Source organism: Aerosakkonema funiforme FACHB-1375, assembly GCF_014696265.1.
GTDB classification, from domain to species: Bacteria; Cyanobacteriota; Cyanobacteriia; order Cyanobacteriales; family Aerosakkonemataceae; genus Aerosakkonema; species Aerosakkonema funiforme_A.
Genome location: NZ_JACJPW010000039.1, coordinates 12782 through 33611, shown reverse-complemented (window position 1 = coordinate 33611; position 20830 = coordinate 12782). Strand labels below are relative to the sequence as shown.

Sequence of the window (20830 nt, the reverse complement as noted above, 5' to 3'; positions counted from 1 at the left end):
GACTTTTGACTTCTCAAGACGCTACCAATTGTTGTTGCAAATGACTGGGCATAATATTGAAGAAAATCTTCCGCATTTCCGCAATAGCGTGGTGTTGATAGTCGCCGCTTTCCTGAATTTGACCCAGCATACCAGCGATCGCCTCTAACCTCTGCCGCAACTCATTCAGCTTATCCTGTACCGGCTGCAACATTTCTTCATACAGCTTCAACCTACCCCAAGTTTCCGCCACTAATGCCCGCTGCGAAAGCAAATTCTGCTCGCTCGTTTGCAATTCCTGACGTTGGTTGACCTGCTCTTGAGTTTGATGGTCGATCATACTCTGAGCTTGCTGAATATTCAAGCGCATTTGCTCGATATCCCTTTCCAGCTTTTGCAATTCCTCAGCCAATTGTTGTCTGGAAGACTCCAGCTGCGTCAGCACTGGGCCGAGATCGATCTTTTGATTATCTTGGACATCCGTTTCTGGCATCCCTTGGCGACGGCGCAGCACCCGCTGGTGCTGACTGAAGATTTCTTCTCGCTCGCGCACAGTCCGGCGCGAACCCACAACAGAGTCTTCTAGGATCTGATAGCGATCCTGCTCATCTGCCAGTTCTGCTTGCAATGGGGGGCGATCGTAATCGCCCGCCTGTCGAATCTTCTGTTGCAATTCTGCAATAGTTTGGCGCTGCAATTCCAGCTCTTCTTCCTGATCGCTCAGAAACCGCTTTGCCTTTTCCAATTCCTGCTTCTGGCTTTGTACGATTGTCTGAAGTTCCGGCAGAGAAATCTTTTCCAGCGCTTCCACATCAATTTTTTGGCCGATCTTGACATCAGAAGACATTGCCGCCATACGCTGAACTTGCTGAAGCAAGTCTTCTTGAGTCCGCAACTGAAGACTCAGCTTCTGAGCTTGCTCTTGCTTGAGTTCCAGATCCTTATGCTGTACAGTTAGCTTTGAACGGGCTTGAGCGAGAGTTTCTCTATCTTGCTCCCACTGTTGCCAACGATTTTGAAGGTTGTTACCTTGGCTGTCTACCCGATCTTGGAGAACTTGTGCAGACGATCGCTGTTGCTCTAGTTGCTGCCAGTGTTTGTCCAGATCTGCCTGTTGTTGGCCAAAAATCTCGAACGCCAAATTTAGTTGTTCCTGTACAGCTTGGGGTGATGCGATCGCTTCGTACATCCGGTTTAGCAAATCTTGTATTCGGTGTGCCTGGTCATCATCTATAGCTGTTTTTGGCTGATACTCAGCCTCCATCTGCTTTACCCGCTCTTGCTCACCCCGTAAATGAGCCCAAGCTCCCTCTAGCTCCTGACGATTGCGATCGATCTCTTCCCGCAGCCTTTCCGCTTCCTCGCGAGAGCTATCAATTTCCTGACGTTGCTGCTCAAACCGCTCAAATTCCCCCTCCATTTGCTCGAGCTGTTCTTGCCGTGCCTGGATTTCCATCTCCCGGCGATTCAGCTCCTGAGCCTGATACGTCAGCGACTCCTTCCACTGTTCGATTTCTTCTTCCTTATTTTTATATTTTTCTTGCAACCGGGAGAAATTTTGCAAAATCGGAACCAGATCCCGCCCCGGATTAATGCGCTGCACCTGTCGATTTCCTGACAGATCGACTAGCACCAACGCACCCTCACCATATTTATTCGCTTCATCAGGGGGAGCGGGAATAATTTCCTCACCCGGCACTGCGCTCCAGCTTTCCCCTCGCTGACAAGCTAGCAGTTTGAGGTCAGTTTTAACACTCATTAACTGTTTCTGTTTCTGTACTTCCGCTAGATACAGCACGCCGATTGTCCTCTTGATGTGTCTGGGGCTTTCTTGGCAGGCTAAACCTTCCCCGGAAAATTTAGTTTATCTGCCTAAACCCAGTTTAGGCAGACTGCGTATTCAAAACAATCTGTACTCAGTTGTCTATTGAGCGCTCATGTATATTGTTTGACACTCTCCGCCCTCTTATGTGCGGAAATTCTTTCAAAGGAGATACCAGAATGGCATTACTCGAACCACAACTCCCAAGACCGTACCGACTCGAATCCCAGTGTCGTGCGATGCGCGGTGTCAATTGCGCCTACTTCCTCCGGCAGTGCGTAAACTCACCATTGGGTCTACTTTAAGTATGTTTGTTGCTTCACTGGCTCAATTATCTTTGCTTGTGAGGGCTGAAACTGGAGTACAGAGTAGCGATTCAGTCATTTCGACTGAAAGCCTTTTAACCAGAACGTCCCGCCACTGGGAGTTTCACCCGCTAACTGAGGTCTTTGTGGCCTACTTGATTTTATCATGTAAAGCCGTCCTAGAAGGACGGGGTTTCACACCCAAAATTTTCGATCACTCAAAGGAGTTAAAGCTTTGCCTCCTTTGAGTCATACTAGCTCAAGTTGCGGCGTTATATCGTTGAAGTAGGTAGTAAGTTGAGGAAAATCATCCCATTACCGACTACCGACTCCCCGCTACCACTCCTGCTTGCACTCAGCAGCGCGACGCACTCAAACTTTGAAATTTGCTACCTGGAAAATGCGAAAATTATTTATAACTGGCTTACCAAGAGGAAAGCACAGAGAAGGTGGTGTTGGCAACTACGTTAAATTTTAACCTAGACTAAATACGTCTGTGCGATTCGTTAGTTCCCTGGAACTGAGTACTAATACCCAGGTAGGGACTACAAGAGGAGGATACCGTACAGAAAATACGGAAAACCGAACCTTGACAACTTGATGCCCATGAATGTGTAAGCCCTTCTCTCCAGAGATGTGGAGTAAAAGCACCACCCTCACCCTCAGTCAGAGGCGACCTAAGCTTGGGTGGAAAGGCAGACTACTAAGAACCTAACTTGGTAACTGTCGAGCAGACTGTCATAGGTACGAAAGGAAGTCACGTCAGAATCATCGTCAATAGTGATGGGTAAATAAGGCTGATAACCCAAGCCAAAAGGCAAGGATAAAGAATCGGCTAATTGGCGTTAGACCGATTACATCTTTGAAAGAAATCCGCTGAATAGTGACACCCTAAAACAGTAAATATGGGCATCAGGAACTAAGTAAAGCGCTAGACGGCTCCTAAAAGGTCGATTTTTAGGTAGGATACCCAGTCTAAAACTCGAATTGTAACCACGTCAGAGGGTTTCAACTTCTTAGGCAATAACTCTCGCCAATATAAAGTAGGTAAATACAGAGCGGTATGCAACAAGGGTATTAACTTAGGACATAATCCTCTCATCAAACCCCAAAAGGAAAAGGTGTTAAAACACCTAGAGAAGATTGGTGAAATAATCAAGAAACACCAGAACAGCCCGCAAGCTCCACTGATGAAGGAATTAAATCCAACCATCAGGGGATGGTGTAACTATTACGCCCCAGTCAGTTCTAAGGAAACCTTTTCAAGCTGTGACTGCCAAATCTGGTCTAAATTAAGAAGATGGGCAAAAAAGAGAGGAAAAGGCAGCATTAACAAGGATAAATACTGGCGGAATGGTTGGAGCTTTGAAACGGAGGACAGGTTTAAACTCGTCAAACACGCAGAAACCCCAATCATTAGACACATCAAAGTACAGGACACCCGTTCGCCCTTTGATGGTAACTGGACTTATTGGGGACAAAGACTCGGAGACTACAGCGATTTAACTGCCAGAAAACAAAAGTTGCTAAACAGACAGAAAGGCAAATGTACCCACTGTGGTCTACACTTTCTACCGGGTGATATTACCGAAGTTGACCACAGGACTCCTAGAGTCGAGGGAGGCAAGGATACATACGATAACCTTGATTTATTGCACAAACATTGCCACGGCGAGAAAACTGCATTAGATATTAACCGCCAAAACATCGGTGATAATGGATAATGCAACTGGTATCAATGACAAATGACCAGTACTTAGAGGAGCCGTGTGATGGGAAACTATCACGCACGGTTCTGAAGGAGAGGTAGAGGTAGAAATACCTCTATCGACTCTCCAATAGATTTCCTCTTATGTTTTTAGATAAAAAGCTTTTTCAGGAGAGCGCTATAGTTCCATGCAGGGAACGTTGAATGAAATTGATATCCGCAGTATTCTGCAACTTATCGAGTTAGGTCAGCGAACGGGATACCTGGAAGTAGAGGCGTTCGGTGGCGATCGAACTATGTACCGCGATCCCAAGACGCGACACCGAGAGCAGTTTTGGATTGTATTCTTTCTCAACGGCCAAATTGCCTACGCAGCGCATAGCGATAACAGTTTATCGCGCCTGCGCGATTACGTGCGCCGCTATAAAGTAGATGGCGCTCTCGATAACGTCAGCGTTCCCTCCATCGCGACCATCAATGCCCCTGAATACGGCTACCTATGGAATTTACTGGAAACTCACGCGCTGACTCCCGCGCAAGGGCGCAGCATTATTCAAAGTATGGTACGCGAAACCCTGTTTGACCTGCTGAGCTTACGCAACGGTGCATTTATCTTTGAAATAGGCCCAGCCCTGGAACCGCAACTTACCACCCTGGAAATAGGGCCGCTAGTCACCCACATCATGAAACAGGTACAGGAGTGGAAGCAGTTTCACCCCCACATCCAATCCCCCGACCAGTGTCCGGTAATTGTAGACTCTACCCAGCTGCGCCAAAAACTGCCAGAAAATACCTTTAAAATCCTGGAGCATTGGGCTGATGGCAAAACTTCCATTCGCCAAATGGCTCGCTATCTCAATCGAGAAATTTTACCGGTAGCAAGAGCCATTTATCCGTATTTACAACAAGGTTGGGTACAATTAGTTTCTCCTTTGACAGCTCTTTCCTCTGCCAACCGGGAATTGATACCCGACCCAGCAACGGGAGTACCTCGAATAGTGTTTATTGATGATGGCATTGCCACCTGCAAAGCAGTAGAATATACCCTCAAACAACACGGTTATGCAGCTGCGGCGATCGACAATCCCTTGAAAGCACTCAGTTTAGTCTTTCAAATCAAGCCAGACTTAATTCTTTGCGATATCGCCATGCCCGAACTCGATGGATTCGAGATTTGTGCCATGTTGCGCCGCTCGACAGCCTTCCGGCAAACGCCGATCGTGATGCTCACCGGCAAAGATGGCTTTATCGATCGAGTCAAAGCACGCATGGTCGGTGCGACTGACTACTTGACAAAGCCCTTTGGCGACAGCGAGTTATTAATGCTCGTAGAAAAGTACGTAGGCCCCAGTAACGCCAATCCATCTACACCAGACCAATTTTCTTTCAATGCGTTAGAAGAAGAGATAGCAGAAGTAGACACAAAGCACCGCTAAATCCTTGCTAGTGACTTTTCGGGTAAATCTCATCCCATCTATCGCTTGGTCTTGGTCTAACTATCTTGCTAAGCTAACGACGGAAGAAGCTCACATACCGATCGATAGCGCTAATTGTACGCTATTGGTATTGGATGAGAATGGGAGATACTTTAGTCATTAGCAAGGCATGAGCGTTAACCTCGATGCAGCCTTACTTTTAACTGATGGGGGTTTGGGGGTGGATAAGTCCCTCGCTATAGATAAGGGCGATTTAAAACAACGCAGTTGTTGCGCCCGATATTTTAGCGATGGGATACAGCCACCCCCCAAGCAAATTTTATCCGGTCAATCCCGGTAAAATTTGCAAGCAACCCGAGCATTCTTAGTAGAGATTGCATATAATAGTAAGAGGAGGGAATCTATGCAACATCAAGCTTTCAAAGTCAGGCTGTATCCAACAGTTGAACAACAAAAGATACTAAGTCAGCACTTTGGTTGCGCTCGTTGGTGGTGGAACTATGCACTCAATTTGTGCATTGAAACCTACAAGACAACGGGTAAAGGTTTGAGTCAGTCTGCATTGAATACATTCCTTCCAAAGCTCAAGAAACAAGAAGAAACACAATGGCTGTCTGAGTGTTACTCGCAAGTTTTGCAGGCTACTACACTGAACTTGGTCACTGCTTATAAAAACTTCTTTGAAGGTAGAGCTAAATACCCTCGGTTCAAAGCTAAGAAAAATAGGCAGTCAATCCAGTATCCGCAGTCAGTCAAGGTAGTTGATGGGTGTCTCAAGTTTCCGGGTCGTGTTGGTACAGTCAAAGCCAAACTTCACCGACCTATTGAAGGAGCAATCAAGACTGTAACTCTGGGCATGACTCCATCAGGCAGGTATTATGCTTCCGTGTTGATGGAGATGGATGGAAATAGCCCGACACCTAGCACAGACGGAAAAGTTGCAGGTATTGACTTGGGATTGAAGGATTTTGCCATTGTCAATGACGGGGTTAAAACGTCTAAATACGCCAATCCCAAGCACCTAGCTAAGCATGAACGCAACCTGAAAAGGAAACAGCAAAAATTAGCTAGAAAGGAGAAAGGAAGCAAGTCAAGAGATAAAGCTAGAAGATTAGTTGCTAGGGTTCACGAACGAGTTAGCAATGTCCGTACTGACTACTTGCATAAGCTATCGAGGAAGCTTGTTGACGATAACCAAGTCATCGTAGTCGAAAGCCTAAACACCAAGGGCATGGTTCGTAACCATAAACTAGCTAAAGCAATTTCTGATGTGGGTTGGGGAATGTTTGTCAATTTTCTCTCATACAAGCTAGACCGTGAAGGTAAGGTACTGGTAGAGATTGACCGATGGTTTCCTAGTTCTAAACTCTGCTCAACCTGTCACTATCAGATAAGTGAAATGTCATTAGATGTTAGGACATGGATTTGTCCTAGTTGTGGCACTCACCACGATAGAGATGGTAACGCTGCAATCAATATCAGAGCAGAAGGCATCAGAATGCTATCGGTCTTGGGAACCAGGACTGCTGCTGATGGAGGGGATGTGAGTCCGAAGCGAGGACGCAAGTCTAAGCTGACGCAATCCCCCATGAAGTCAGAAGCCCACGCTGTACCGAAGGTCAGCGTTGGGTAGTTCACTGAGTTTATAAACCAGTGCATCAGGTAATAAAGTTATGAGTACAGTTCTGGTTGTAGAAGACAGCGTTACCCAAAGAGAGATGATCTCAGAGCTGCTCAAAGGAAGCGGACTCAATGTTACCGTGGCCAGCGATGGGGTCGAAGCAATGGAATACATTCAGGGTCGCTGCCCTGACTTAGTAGTTTTGGATATTGTTATGCCCAGAATGAACGGCTACGAGCTTTGCCGTCGCCTTAAGGCCGATCCGAAAACCCAAAATGTCCCTGTGGTAATGTGTTCTTCCAAAGGCGAAGAATTCGATCGCTACTGGGGCATGAAACAAGGAGCTGATGCCTACATCGCTAAGCCGTTTCAGCCCACCGAACTGATTGGAACGGTCAAACAGCTCCTGCGGGGATAATCGAATACCTACCCTTATTGGTTATCGGTAAAGAATTAATTTTTGACTTTTCACTTTCAAATTTTGACTTTCGAGGGAGGGTGTTATGGTTGGAAGTCCGGACTTTTTAACTGGCAGAGGCCAAGATCAGGCTCCGGAATTCCAGGAATTAGAAAGCCCTGAAGGCGAGCTGCACTTGCGGTTTTACGTTTCTTCTGGTATGGAACTGGCACTGCCTGCAACGGGCATCCGCGAGGTTATTTCCCAACCTCCCGACCGGATTACTCCCATACCAAACGCTTCTCCTTTACTTTTGGGAACTCTAAACTTTAGGGGAAGGGTGATTTGGGTGGCTGACCTGGGACAATTTCTGGGAGACCAAGCTCCCTTGAATACCGATCGGCCAGAAATTCCGGTGATCGCAGTCGAAGATCAAGACACAATGTTAGGGTTGGCAGTTGACCAAATTGTTGGGATGGACTGGCTCGATGTGGACTTGGTACAGATGCCGAACAATGCACCGGATAGTATGGCACCTTTCCTGCGGGGTGAGTGGGTGTTAGATGCAGAAAGCAATCAGTGTTTGCGACTCTTGGATCAAGTGGCAATTCTGCGATCGGCACGATGGGCAGCATAAAATTAATTAAAAATTAAAAATTAAAAGGTAAAATAAATTTTTAATTTTTAATTTTTAATTTTTAATTTTTTGGAGGACGCAAATGGCATCCAGTACGGATTATAAGCAAAAATATAAACAGGCCGAAGCAGCCTATATGCAAGGCAACTACGAGCAGGCGGCAGAAATAGTCGATCGACTCGTAAATGATTTTCCCGACGATCCGGGTATCCGTCTGCTTCGCGGTCATATCTGCTGCGGATTGCAAGAGTATAACCAAGCACGAGAACAGTATGAATTGGTGCTGACTCTGACGGATGACGACGAGTACGTTAACTATGCCAACAACGGTTTGGAGTACGTCAGCCAATGCGAAACTCCTCCTGACTCGGATACAGAACCGGAAAGTCTAGAAGATTATGAGGGAAACGCAACCTACGCGGTCAATAGTCCAGACTATGCAGAGGAGCAAAATAATTGGCAACAAGAATATGCTGCTGCTAACGGGAGTACAGGAGCGGATTATCAAAGTTTCAATCTCGATGAGGTAGACGATCTCTATCAGCCCCAGCTCGACCAAAACTTTGATAATCCTTTTGCCCAGTCAAACGATGAGTACGATTCCCAAAATTACTCAGAAGAGGCAACAGCTTTTATCGACCCGTTTGCCAGCTCTCAAAGCTCGCCAAGTTACGCCGCCGAGCCTCAATACTATGGCGATGAGCAATCTGATGAGTCATCCGAAGAGATTCCCGAATGGCTCTCAATGGAGCAAAACCAAAACTGGCAAAACTATGCACAAACAGAGGAATTACCGGAAGAATCTTCTCCCTTCGGTGCAGAAAGCTCGACTGACTACGGTGTAGGTGCCTATGACGAGGAACTTTACCCGCCTGGAGTAGATTCGGATTTTGAATCAACATTTACACCCGCTCAAGAGCCACCAAACTTCGATAATTCATCATCCCAAAATCGAGAAATGCCACACTCGCAAATGGGCAGAAATGGGGGAACATCAGAGCCTTCCTACTTCAGACGCCCAGTTGCTGAGGATGAAACAATTTTGTTAGGAGGAGAAAAGCCATACGGGACAGGTCAAAATTTACGCCCCTCATGGTCTAGTCCTGCCGATCGCAATGGCTACAATGCTCAAAACAACTTTGACATGAATGCTTTTGACGCTGCTTTTGATGAAGATAGCGGCACAAGCGATGACAGCGTTTACAGATCCTCCCAGATGGGGTCGTCCGACTCGCAAATGGGTGCGGGAACGATCGGATTTTTGGAAGAATTTGATGAATTTGACGACGATTTGGGCAATATACCCGATTTTGAAAATATTCAAGATTCGGGTAGCCTCGCAGGTACAGCCAGCAGTGCTTCAGGGTTCGGAACGCTTGGAGGAGTCAGCAAACCGACTACCGGTAGAATCCAAACTGATATAAACGATACTAGCGATCGCTCGGCTTTTGGTGATGATGACATCTTTCCTACCACCGAGCCACCCATTTTTATCCCCCAACCCGCCGATAGCCGCAGCCTCGAACCCAACGTCACGGTGGAGCAAGGTTGGCTGGCTTTTTTTGAAAACGCTCCAATGGCTCGCAAGCGCTGGATCACTGCTGGCGTTGTCGGTCTTACCTCCGCTGTCGCCGTTGCCGCCATCAGCTTTGGCAGCCAACAGCTATTCAAACCAAAAAACAATGACGCTCTTGTGCAACTGCAAATGACTGGTTTGGCAATGGCCGGTATTGCGGGAGCGATCGGTTTTGGCACTAGCTTGGTGATGGGAGGGTTGACGGAAAAGCATATTCGCCGCGCCACCGCCGATTTGCAAGCTCAGTTCGATGCTGTCTCTCAAGGCAATTTGAACGTCCAAGCCACAGTTTACTCAGAAGATGAACTCGGTCAATTAGCTTCTGGGTTCAATCAAATGACCCGGATCATGCTCACGACAACCAGCGAAGCACAACGCCGCGCCGAAGAGCAAGAGCAGGCGAAAGAAGATTTGCAACGTCAGGTCATCCGACTGCTGGACGATGTGGAAGGAGCTGCCAGAGGAGACCTCACCGTGCAAGCAGAAGTCACTGCCGATGTACTGGGAGCCGTCGCCGATGCCTTTAACCTCACCATTCAAAACCTGCGCGATATCGTGCAACAGGTGAAAATAGCAGCCCGTCAAGTTAATAAAGGTTCCTCGGATAACGAACGGTTTGCCCGCGAACTGTCTGCCGATGCGCTGCGGCAAGCGGAAGAACTGGCGGTGACTTTGAACCAGGTGCAGGGCATGACCGAGTTGATCCGACGAGTTGCAGATAATGCCAAACAAGCAGAAGATGTGGCTCGCTCGGCTTCTGTGATGGCTATTAAGGGCGGTGAAGCTGTGGAACGAACGGTAGCCAGTATTCTGGGGATTCGGGAAACAGTAGCAGAAACTACGCGAAAAGTCAAGCGCTTGGCAGAATCGTCCCAGGAAATTGCCAAAATAGTTGCCTTGATCGCTCAAATCGCATCCCGTACTAACTTGTTGGCTCTCAACGCCAGTATTGAGGCCGCGAGGGCGGGAGAAGCGGGCCGGGGTTTTGCGATCGTCGCCGATGAAGTGCGGCAGCTGGCAGACAGATCGGCCAAAGCACTCAAGTCGATCGAAGAAATTGTGTTGCAAATCCAAAGCGAAACCGGTTCGGTAATGACCGCAATGGAAGAAGCCACCCAGCAGGTGATCGAAGTTACCAAACGGGCAGAGCAGTCCAAGCGCAGCCTCGACGACATCATTCAAGTGTCCAATCGCATTGACGCCTTGGTACGTTCGATTACCGCCGACACCATCCAGCAGACCCAAACTTCCTACAACGTGGCCCAAGTTGTCCAATCTGTCGAGCTGACCGCTCAAGAAACTTCTCAAGAAGCGCAGCGGGTATCGGGATCGTTGCAACACTTGGTTGGTGTTGCTAGAGACTTACTGACATCCGTTGAACGGTTCCGCGTGGAAACACCAGAAAGATGAAGGGAAAAAGAAGGCAAAAGTAAAAAGTCAAACCACAAAAGCAAAAGCAATAAGTCGCAAAAACGCTCCTAAAAGCAGAAAAGAGCGCAACTTTCTGCTGTCTGTTTCCTTTTTCCCAATTCCATTTTCTTCTTTTCTAGATTATTTATCCGGTTTGACTGCAAACGTTTGATATCTCTTTTTCTTGCTTTCTCTCTCCCTCATCCGCCCAAATGTGCAGCATCACTAATGGAAATTGGGAGTAGGTTTTTGGGCACAATAAATTTAAAAGTATATACTTAAGTGGTGAGAGGCAAAAATAAGCAGTTTTACGGAATCGCGTCAAGAATAATAACGATCGCAAAAATATACCGCACAAAAACAGGTATTAAAAATCTAGGTTTGCAAACCGAGAAATAGATAATTCTTCATCAATCTCCAGCAATCGTTCCGTTGCACCTCACATCTGCCAGGGGTCAATTCCTCAAAACCCTGTCAGGGCGGACGCATCTTACCCTATAAGGTGATGGGTATTGCGACGTTAGGATAAATTAGAGCTATCGGCTACAGTGCTGAGTACCGAGTAACCACGAGAAAGCGTAAAGTAAAGTACTTTTTTCCAAAACTACAGTGTCGGCAAAAAACTAAAATTGAAAACTCAGCACACAGACAGCACGCTGACGCGATCGCTCACGCTAACAAGCACTCTTATGGGGACATGGCTATGCTGCCGGAACAACAACAGCGCATTCTAGGCTATTTCATTGAAGAAGCCAAAGATCACCTCAATACCATTCAACAGGGTTTGCTGAATCTGCAAAGTACCATTGATGACCAGGAAATGGTAAACGAGGTCTTTCGCGCTGCTCACTCGGTTAAAGGGGGGGCAGCAATGCTGGGTATTCACAGCATTCAAAAAACTTCTCACAGACTGGAAGACTATTTCAAAGAACTTAAAGAACGTCCGATTAAAGTTGACCAAAAGCTGGAAAACCTGTTTTTGCGGGTATTTGATACCCTCCAGTTGCTCTTAGACCATCTGCAAGGGCCTTTTGGGTTGTCGGAGGATGTGGGCGAAAATATCATGTCGGATGTCGAGCCGGTCTTTGATGAACTCAAACAGCATCTCGACTTGTTAGGAAATCAGGGCCGCCCGCCGAGCAAAGCGAAACCTTCCGAGTTGCCAGCACTAAATGTTGCCGATTTTGGGCAAGAGGTGATGGCAGTTTTGCGGCAAATGTTGCAGCTATTCAAACCACCGTCTTGGCCGAACAGCCGTCAAGAGCTGCAAGAGTGCTGCAATCGCTTGATTGCGCTTGGGGAAAAGTTTAATTTGCCAACCTGGATTAACTTGTTACGGATGTGCGAGGGTGCTTTAGCCAACGCCGAACATTCTCACACCACGCTGGCACCTGTTGTTATTAAAGAAATTAAAGCAGCTCAAGAATTGGTTTTGGCAGGTCGCGCTAATGAAATCTCTGCGTCGGCGCAACTGCAAGTACTTCAGCCTATAATTCCAGAACCCGAACCTGCGTCGGCAATCTCTGACGATGAGTTCGACGATTTGTTTTCGATCGGTTCGGAGCCGGAAAGTACATTAGACGAACCACTAGCGGCACAAATAGAATTAAGCGAACCCTTCGGCTTTTCCGGTGGGTTTGATGCGGATGATTCTGATTTTGGCTCTGTCACATCGCAATTTTGGGAAACGGAAGAAGCCCAATCTCATCAGCAAAAGGTATTTAGCAATTTCGATTCTTCCACCACGGCACACCCTGCTAAAACCGCCGACCCCACTGGCCCGGAGGTTGGCGCGGCAGAACTGAACACTTTAGCGGATCTGTTCGAGACAGATTTGGAGCTCGATGCAGCTTGGCAAGAAGAAGAAATTCTTACCGATGCTGCGGTTGAGCCTGCTCCACAACTCGTCAACGAGGGAGATGGAGATGAGGAAAATGAATTTGCCGATTTATTTGAGGATGTTTCCTCGGAAGGTCGATCGTTTGAATCTGGCGAATTCGATGATGACCTCAGCTTGTTTGATGAGGAAATGTTTGCAGAAGAAAGATCGCCTGCACCGATAACGCATCATCTTCAACTCGATCGTCTCGATGCAGAAGATGCAGAAGATGATTTCGCGGATCTGTTCGATGATATTACAGAAAAACCTGCTGACTCGGCAAGGTCAAAGGCAGAAGACCCCCTTGGCCTATTTGATGAGGATATATTTGCAGAAAACAGCGACCCGGTGCCGAGAGGGGAAGATCTCTATGATGTTGATGGCGAAAGCGAAGTCGTCGATTTGTTCGAGGAAGTTCCCAACACACGAGCGGCAACAAACCTAGAGGAAGATGACGCTCTGGGCTTGTTTGATGAAGCTTTATCGTCAGAAGACAGCTTTGCAGAATCCGGAGATGCCGATGAATTCAATTTAACAGTCAACGAGGACGAACATCGCCCCAGCGCGATCGCATCTTCCGAAAGCGCAGACAATCTCAGCGAATTGTTCGCAGGTTTAGATGAAAATGACCTGAGTTGGCAAGAATTTCCTCAAGAGTCAAGTATAAATTCTCAATCCGAAGTCTACGATGAGCAAATTTCAGACGAATTACCAACGGAATCTACTGACGGTTGGAATGAAGAATGGGAAGATGCAGCCCTTACAGAGTTGACAGTATCGCAAGACTTCGATACTCAATTTCAAAAGCGCAGTTATGCGGAGGAAAATTTAGAGTTTGAATTTGAGGGTTTAGATTTTTCAATTGATGAAGATGCAGAAACGGTGCAGCCAAACGCTATCGAATCGGAAGTTTCAAATTCTCAAATTGAAAGTAATGATGAGTCAGACCTTTTTAATTTAGAAGAAACCGAGATGGACTGGGAGGCAGAAACCAGTTCTGAAGAAATAGAGGATTTGGCTGACCTAACGGATGATTTTGATACCAGTTTATTTGCAGAAAGTCAAGAGTTGGATTTTGATATCGGCGCAGAACGATCGCTTGCAGTTGATTCGCCGATCGCATCTAGCGGTAAGCAGCAAGCTCCTGCCGCGTCTTCTGTTAAAAGCCAAGGGCAGGTATCTCGCCAGGAACTAAGCACGGCAGACAGCTTAGATGACTTCTTTTCCTTAGATCGCGAAACCACAACCGAGTTCTGGGGCGAAACATTTGAAGAGCCGGATTTGGGTGTGGGAAATTCTGGGTTGGATGAAGGTTTTTTCTCAACTGAAGTTGACTCTCAGGGCGATTTAAAAATATTACCGTCGCAATTGCCCGATTATGAAGATATTTTTGCGGACAATTCCGGTGAAACTTTCTGGAATTTGGATGTGGAGGCGGATACCAACACTTCTTCATTGCTGGATGATTTTGATTCGGACGGGAACATTGATTTGTTTGGTGGTAGCGGGACTGGGGATACAAGCTTAAATATGGCCGCCCCGGCACTCAGTAACGATCGATCGGATTTAAGTACACAATTGGATTGGGATAGTTTTGGCGATCGCCATGACGAAACAACGGCGCAATTTGACGATTACAACAATCAACCGTTGCTGCTAGAAGATGGTGGATTAAACGATCTGGATGCGTCTTTTGACGGAAATTGGGGTATTGCAGCAGAAACCCCCACAACAACTCAGACAGGTTTGGAAAACTGGGAGACGGCAGAAGATAATTTCCTAGACGACTTATTCGCAAATCCGTTTGATGATAACCAAAGCAGCACAGCAAACGAACAAGAAGATTTTAGTTTCAATACAGTTGATTCGGCGGGCGACTTAAACATATTGTCTGCTGATGAGATGGAATTGGAAACGAGCGAACAAGAGCGGGAATTAAGCTTGATTCCAGAAGCTAGTACAGCAGAAAATTGGCTGGACTTGGAAATGTCAGAAAGCGAAAACTTTGAGGATGGAGGGTTAGAGAACGAATATTCGTTTGATGAAACGCTTGCAGATACAGAAATGGCTTTTGCGGCAGAAACATCCGATTTGGAAGCAGGCTTATTCACCGATGTGGCAGCAGAGCCAGATATAGATTTTGCAGGTACTCCCCAAACCGAGGAATTAACTGATGGGTGGAACGAAACCGATTTCCAACTAGACGGTGAATGGGAATCAGATTTAACATCGCTACCTTTAGTTGCTGCGTCAGCGGCATTAAATGTCGGTGCAGAAGACAGCCCAGAAGATGAGACATTGGCATGGCTGGAAGATGACTTATTTAATGATGATGACAATGGAGAATCGGTCAAACAGAATTTAAGGGAAAGCGAGTCAGAAAATGACGATTTTCTGGACTTATTTGCCAATTCAGACCCGGAAGATGGAGACTTTTCTCTTGAATTAGAAAGTTTGGAGTCAAGTGCGGAATCTTTAGATTCGGAATCGAGTTTTGATTTTGGCGATGGCGATCTAACTGCTGAAGGTATGGATCTAGACTTCGTTGCAGCTTCATCTTTAATGCCAGAAACTGCCAACGACAAGGTATTAGGTGGAACTGAAGAAGTAGACGGAAACGATGGATTGTTTGACGATTTTGCTGAATTAGAAGCGCTGCTGGATCGGGAAAAACCGATCGCAAACACGGTCGTTTCTTCTTCTCCCGCTGTTGCCAATTTTGGTGGCGGTGATGAATTTGCCGATCTGGAAGCTTTGCTCTCAAGCGATCCGGTTCTTTCACCCAAGAGTTCTACAATTGCCCCAGGGTCTGTAACGCCACCCATTTCCAGCGGCGGTGTCGAAAAGGGCAAGAAGCCAGATGATGAGTTTGCCGATCTGGAACGAATGATATTGGAGGTGGACAAGCCTGTCGGTGGCGCAAGCGGGTCAAAATCCAGAACAAGTCCGATTATGCCCAATAAGAGATCGGCGAGGTCGTGGTTTGAACAAACAATGAAGGTGCCTGTCAAGCACATGGATAACCTCAGCAATTTGGTTGGGGAACTGGTGGTGAACCGCAATACCTTAGAGCAGGATCAAGAAAGGCTGCGGCAATGTTTGGATAATTTGCTCAACCAAGTGCAGCAACTGAGCGATGTGGGAGCGAGAATGCAGGATCTGTACGAGCGATCGCTCTTGGAAGCTTCTCTGTTAGCTAGCCGGAAGAACTATCGCGCTGCTTTGATGTCTTCTTCTTCTGATGGCGGTACGATCGGACATCAAACGGGAGCAGATTACGACCCGTTGGAAATGGACAGATTTACTTCTTTCCACACGCTCTCCCAAGAGATGATCGAGCTAATTGTGCGCGTGCGGGAGTCCACGTCTGACATTGAATTCGTCAGCGATGAAACCGACCAAGTATGTCGTCAATTCCGCCAGGTAAGTACGCAGCTGCAAGAAGGTCTGACTCGCGCCCGCATGGTGCCGTTTGGCGAGATCGAGCGGGTATTTCCGTTAATGCGTCATGTGCGGGACAAAGCGGCTGAGTCGGGTAAGCAGGCGGAGATCCGCATTGAAGGGCGGGAGACGCTGATCGACAAGTTGATTCTGGAACACTTTTCCGACCCGCTGAAGCACTTGGTCAATAATGCGATCGCCCACGGGATCGAAACTCCAGAAGTGCGGCAGCGTGCGGGTAAGCCGGCGACCGGTCGGATTACGATCCGCGCTTTCCACCAAGGTAACCAAACGGTGATTTCTTTCTCTGATGATGGTGCGGGTATTGATGTGGAACGGGTGAAGGCAAAGGCTGTACAAAAAGGGTTGATGACAGCCGCCGAGGCGAAAGCGATGTCTCGCCACGATGCTTATCAACTCATTTACCATCCCAATTTCAGTACCAAGGACGAGGCGGACTTGTTGGCGGGTCGCGGTATCGGGATGGATGTGGTGCTGACATCGTTGAGCGAAATTCGCGGTAGCATTACCACAGATTCCAATGCCGGCAAGGGAACTACTTTTACTATTCGCTTGCCTCTAACGCTGAGTATTTGCAAAGCTTTATGCTGCATCAGCGACAAAGCTCGCATCGCTTTCCCGATGGACGGTGTGGAAGACGCGCTCGATCTTGAAAAAGAACGCATTCAGACTAATGCTGAAGGCAATCCCTGTATTACCTGGCGCGATATGGTGTTGCCTTTCCGACCGCTCAGCGAGCTGCTGGCTTATAATCGCCAGTTGGGTCGGGGCAGTGTTTACGGTGGGACAAAGGAAGAAGATACGATTTCGATCGTCGTGCTGCGTAGCGCTGGCAACTTTATCGCTTTGCAAGTCGATCGCGTTTTGGGCGAACAGGAAATCGTCATTAAGCAATTGGAAGGGCCGATACCCAAACCGCTGGGCGTCGCGGGTGCTACGGTGCTGGGGGATGGGCGAATTATGCCTATCGGCGATGTTCTGGAGCTGATCGACTTGTCCTTGGGTCGGATTAGTATAGACACCAACCCTGTGTGGACGCGAGATCCCGGTCAGGTGGAAGACCACAAGGTCATGGAACAGCCGACTGTGCTGATTGTGGACGATTCGATTACGGTGCGGGAACTGCTCTCGATGACGTTCAACAAAGCTGGATATCGTGTGGAACAAGCTCGCGACGGTCAAGAAGCTTGGGATAAGCTCAGATCCGGTCTGCCTTGCCAAATTGTGTTCTGCGATATCGAAATGCCCAGGATGGATGGTCTGGAGTTGCTCGCTCGCTTGCAGAAAGACCCCGACCTGAATCATTTGCCGGTGGCTATGCTCACTTCTCGCGGTGCGGAAAAACATCGCCAAATGGCAGTTGAGCGCGGTGCTAGGGGCTACTTCACCAAACCTTATTTGGAAGAAGCTCTGTTGGATGCAGCGTCGCGGATGCTCAAGGGTGAGGTGTTGGTGACTAGCAGTAGTAACGCTTAAAAAGTCAAAAGCCAAAAGTCAAAAGTCAAAAGTCAAAAGTAAGACAATAGCTTTTTACTTTTGCTTTTGGAGTGCGATCGCTCTCAAGTTTGGATGGGCGATCGCTTTTTTGTCAAGCCGATGATTCACTAATATGATGTACCCACGATGCACCTGCTTGTACTGCGGCATTAGCAAGTCGCTGGTCAGCTGTCCAAAATTCCGCTCCTTCAGATTCAGCTAGGGCAACATAAGCAGCATCATAAGCTACAATTTGATTCAGTCGAGCCGCCCAGTCAAGAGCGCGTTGATGAAGCGATTGACTGGGCGGAATTTGAAGAATCTCGATTGAGAGAACGGCTTCCAGAGCATCTGTTGCCATTTCAGAAGAAATTACCCCGCTTGCGACTGCTTTGCGAAGAGTCGAAACCACTTCGTAAGACCATAGAGTAGGCACTACAAGCTCAGCTTTTTGCTCCTGCCACTGTTGTATCTTGCGGATAGCTACTTGTGAATAGGGAAGTGGAATTATCTGCGCCACCACCAGATTTGAGTCTGGGACAACTTTCAAGGTTCACCTCTCATTACCCTATCGATCTGTTTTTCCCGTTCCGCCCGTACCTCGGCAACTATATCGCCTGGATACATACCGTGAGTTCGATAAATTTCTTCTCGTGTCTTGTTTAATCGTTCTAGGATTTCCATCTGGCGTGCTTTCTGCCGATCTTCAAAAGATTCTAGCCCCAAACGCATGATTTCCTGCGCCACTTCGGAAATTGTGCGGCCTTGCTTACTAGCTATCTGTGCCAATGTCTGATACTGTTCTGGTTCTAGAAGAATTTGGGATTGTCGATCTTGTTCGCTCATATCTATGCCCCAACACTTTCATACTTTCTAGGGTAAAATATTATCGTTTTGAACGTTTAAATAGGAGGGCGATCGAACTAAACTGGAAAATGTTGCTTAAATTTCCTGCTATGCCGTATTCAGATAAACCGCTAAATTACCCAACTAGCCAAAAAGTCGCACAAGTCGATGATTATCATAGCATCTCAGTACAAGACCCGTATCGCTGGTTAGAAGATCCCGATGCGGACGAAACAAAAGCTTGGGTAGAAGCGCAAAACCAAGTCACATTTCAATATCTCGAAAAAATCCCAGTTCGGGAAAAAATCAAACAGCGCCTTACCCAACTTTGGGATTACGAAAAATACAGCATACCCTTCAAAGAAGGAAACCGCTACTTTTATTTTAAAAATGATGGTTTGCAAAACCAAAGCGTACTTTATACTTTAAATTCCCTCGATGGCGAACCAAGGCAACTGCTCGACCCCAACAAACTTTCCGAAGATGGTACAGTTGCACTTTCCGGTATTGCCATCAGCGAAGATGGTAACTTAATGGCTTACGGTTTGTCTAGTTCCGGTTCTGATTGGCAAGAATGGAAAGTGCGCGATGTGGAAACAGGCGAAGATTTTTCAGATCGCCTGAAATGGGTTAAGTTTTCCAGTGCTGCTTGGACGCACGACAATCAAGGATTTTTCTACAGTCGCTACGACGAACCGAACGAAAAGACGAAATTTGAAGATGTTAATTACTTCCAGAAACTCTTTTATCATCGCTTGGGAACACCACAATCGGAAGATATCCTTATCTATCACAGACCAGACCAAAAGGAATGGGGATTTAGCGCTGGGGTTACGGAAGATGGCAATTATTTGATTATTTCCGTTTGGCGGGGAACAGATCCCAAAAACTTGATTTTTTACAAAGATTTGACTAATTTGGGTGTAGGGGCGAAGCATTCAGGCGATAACTCCCCGGTTTTATCCAAAGGTTTCGATCTGAATGCTTCGCCCGTACAGGAATTAATTAACGAATTCGATGCCAGCTACAGCTCGATCGATAATGATGGTTCGGTTTTCTGGTTCCGGACAGATTTGGATGCGCCGCGAGGTCGCGTTATTGCGATAGATATCACTAAGCCATCTCGCGATAATTGGCAAGAAATCATACCGCAGGCAGAGGAAGTTTTGGAAGGGGTTGGTTTGCTGAATAATCAGTTTGTTGCTGATTATCTGAAAGACGCCCGCAGTCAAATCAAAATTTTCGATCTTAACGGCGCTTTTGTGCGGGAAGTGGAATTACCGGGAATCGGTTCGGCGGGTGGTTTTGGCGGCAAACGTCACGATAGGGAAACTTTTTACAACTTTACGAGTTTTACGACACCGACAACTATTTATCGCTACGATATGGTAACTGGTGAAAGTACTCTTTTTCGTCAGCCAAAGGTTGATTTTAAACCGGATGACTACGAGACGAAGCAAATATTTTATAGCAGCAAGGATGGTACGCAAGTGCCGATATTTATCACCCACAAAAAGGGTTTGCCGCTAGATGGAAATAATCCCACTTATCTGTATGGATATGGTGGTTTTAATGTGTCCCTGACACCCAGCTTTTCAGTTAGTCAATTGGTATGGATGGAGTTGGGGGGAGTTTTGGCTATTGCCAATCTGCGCGGCGGTGGGGAGTACGGAGAAGATTGGCATCAGGCGGGAATGAAGCTGAACAAGCAGAATGTTTTTGATGATTTTATTGGCGCGGCTGAATGGTTAATTGCTAATGGCTATACGTCTTCTGCTAAGCTGGCGATCGCAGGCGGTAGCAATGGCGGTTTGTTGGTGGGTGCGTGCATGACTCAGCGCCCGGATTTGTTTGCGGCGGCGTTACCGGCTGTGGGTGTGATGGATATGTTGCGCTTCCATAAGTTTACAATTGGTTGGGCGTGGTGTTCTGAATATGGTTCGCCGGAAAATCCAGAGGAGTTTCCAGCGCTTTATGCTTATTCGCCACTGCACAACCTCAAATCGGGTACGGCTTATCCGGCTACTTTAATTACTACTGCCGATCGCGATGATAGAGTAGTTCCGGCACATAGTTTTAAGTTTGCAGCTGCTTTGCAAGCGGCGCACTCTGGCGATAATCCGGTGTTAATTCGCATTGAAACTAAGGCGGGACACGGTGCTGGGAAGCCAACGGCGAAGATTATTGAGGAAGCGGCTGATAAGTGGGCTTTTTTAGTGCGCGTTTTGGATGTGGCTGTTAGTTGAGAGAAGGTGGTGGGCAATGCCCACCCTACC

General features: G+C 47.2%; 11 protein-coding genes. 8 read left to right on the top strand and 3 right to left on the bottom strand.

What is annotated here, in order from left to right; all coding sequences use genetic code 11:
• Positions 1–13: 13 nt before the first annotated feature.
• Positions 14–1777, bottom strand: coding sequence for a pilus motility taxis protein HmpF (hmpF, locus tag H6G03_RS16220; protein WP_190465469.1), 1764 nt, complete (start codon positions 1775–1777; stop codon positions 14–16).
• A 1450-nt stretch (positions 1778–3227) separates the two neighbouring features.
• Here hmpF and H6G03_RS39275 point away from each other — a divergent pair.
• From H6G03_RS39275 to H6G03_RS16180, 7 genes are all read left to right on the top strand, one after another.
• A complete protein-coding gene (locus H6G03_RS39275) occupies positions 3228–3830 on the top strand; it encodes a group II intron maturase-specific domain-containing protein (protein WP_190465467.1) in 603 nt (200 codons plus the stop codon).
• Between the two features lie 172 nt (positions 3831–4002).
• On the top strand, positions 4003–5250 hold the full coding sequence (locus H6G03_RS16210) for a response regulator (protein WP_190465461.1): 1248 nt from the start codon (positions 4003–4005) through the stop codon (positions 5248–5250).
• 403 nt (positions 5251–5653) lie between these two features.
• Positions 5654–6883 (top strand): RNA-guided endonuclease InsQ/TnpB family protein, encoded by a 1230-nt coding sequence (locus tag H6G03_RS16200; protein ID WP_190465457.1) that lies wholly within the window; start codon positions 5654–5656, stop codon positions 6881–6883.
• A gap of 40 nt (positions 6884–6923) precedes the next feature.
• Positions 6924–7289, top strand: coding sequence for a response regulator (locus H6G03_RS16195; RefSeq protein ID WP_190465455.1), 366 nt, complete (start codon positions 6924–6926; stop codon positions 7287–7289).
• Between the two features lie 85 nt (positions 7290–7374).
• Positions 7375–7905, top strand: a complete 531-nt coding sequence (locus H6G03_RS16190; protein WP_190465452.1) for a chemotaxis protein CheW — start codon at positions 7375–7377, stop codon at positions 7903–7905.
• An 82-nt stretch (positions 7906–7987) separates the two neighbouring features.
• Entirely contained in the window at positions 7988–10891 is a 2904-nt protein-coding gene (locus tag H6G03_RS16185) for a methyl-accepting chemotaxis protein (protein WP_190465450.1), read from the top strand.
• Between the two features lie 703 nt (positions 10892–11594).
• Positions 11595–17708 (top strand): hybrid sensor histidine kinase/response regulator, encoded by a 6114-nt coding sequence (locus tag H6G03_RS16180; RefSeq protein ID WP_190465448.1) that lies wholly within the window; start codon positions 11595–11597, stop codon positions 17706–17708.
• A 112-nt stretch (positions 17709–17820) separates the two neighbouring features.
• Here H6G03_RS16180 and H6G03_RS16175 read toward each other — a convergent pair whose 3' ends face one another.
• Both H6G03_RS16175 and H6G03_RS16170 read right to left on the bottom strand, forming a co-directional pair.
• Positions 17821–18258, bottom strand: coding sequence for a type II toxin-antitoxin system VapC family toxin (locus tag H6G03_RS16175; RefSeq protein WP_190465447.1), 438 nt, complete (start codon positions 18256–18258; stop codon positions 17821–17823).
• A complete protein-coding gene (locus H6G03_RS16170; protein ID WP_190465445.1) occupies positions 18255–18554 on the bottom strand; it encodes a hypothetical protein in 300 nt (99 codons plus the stop codon). Before H6G03_RS16170 ends, H6G03_RS16175 begins: the two co-directional genes overlap by 4 nt.
• Before the next feature lie 110 nt (positions 18555–18664).
• Here H6G03_RS16170 and H6G03_RS16165 point away from each other — a divergent pair, with 110 nt between their 5' ends.
• Positions 18665–20800, top strand: a complete 2136-nt coding sequence (locus H6G03_RS16165; RefSeq protein WP_190465528.1) for a prolyl oligopeptidase family serine peptidase — start codon at positions 18665–18667, stop codon at positions 20798–20800.
• The last annotated feature ends 30 nt before the right edge of the window (positions 20801–20830 follow it).

Bases quoted from the DNA above. Each gene is read 5' to 3' on its own strand.
- H6G03_RS16200 (WP_190465457.1), top strand. From the start codon at position 5,654: ATGCAACATCAAGCTTTCAAAGTCAGGCTGTATCCAACAGTTGAACAA.
- H6G03_RS16210 (WP_190465461.1), top strand. From the start codon at position 4,003: ATGCAGGGAACGTTGAATGAAATTGATATCCGCAGTATTCTGCAACTT.
- H6G03_RS16170 (WP_190465445.1), bottom strand. From the start codon at position 18,554: ATGAGCGAACAAGATCGACAATCCCAAATTCTTCTAGAACCAGAACAG.
- H6G03_RS16185 (WP_190465450.1), top strand. From the start codon at position 7,988: ATGGCATCCAGTACGGATTATAAGCAAAAATATAAACAGGCCGAAGCA.
- H6G03_RS16195 (WP_190465455.1), top strand. From the start codon at position 6,924: ATGAGTACAGTTCTGGTTGTAGAAGACAGCGTTACCCAAAGAGAGATG.
- H6G03_RS16180 (WP_190465448.1), top strand. From the start codon at position 11,595: ATGCTGCCGGAACAACAACAGCGCATTCTAGGCTATTTCATTGAAGAA.
- H6G03_RS16190 (WP_190465452.1), top strand. From the start codon at position 7,375: ATGGTTGGAAGTCCGGACTTTTTAACTGGCAGAGGCCAAGATCAGGCT.
- H6G03_RS16165 (WP_190465528.1), top strand. From the start codon at position 18,665: ATGCCGTATTCAGATAAACCGCTAAATTACCCAACTAGCCAAAAAGTC.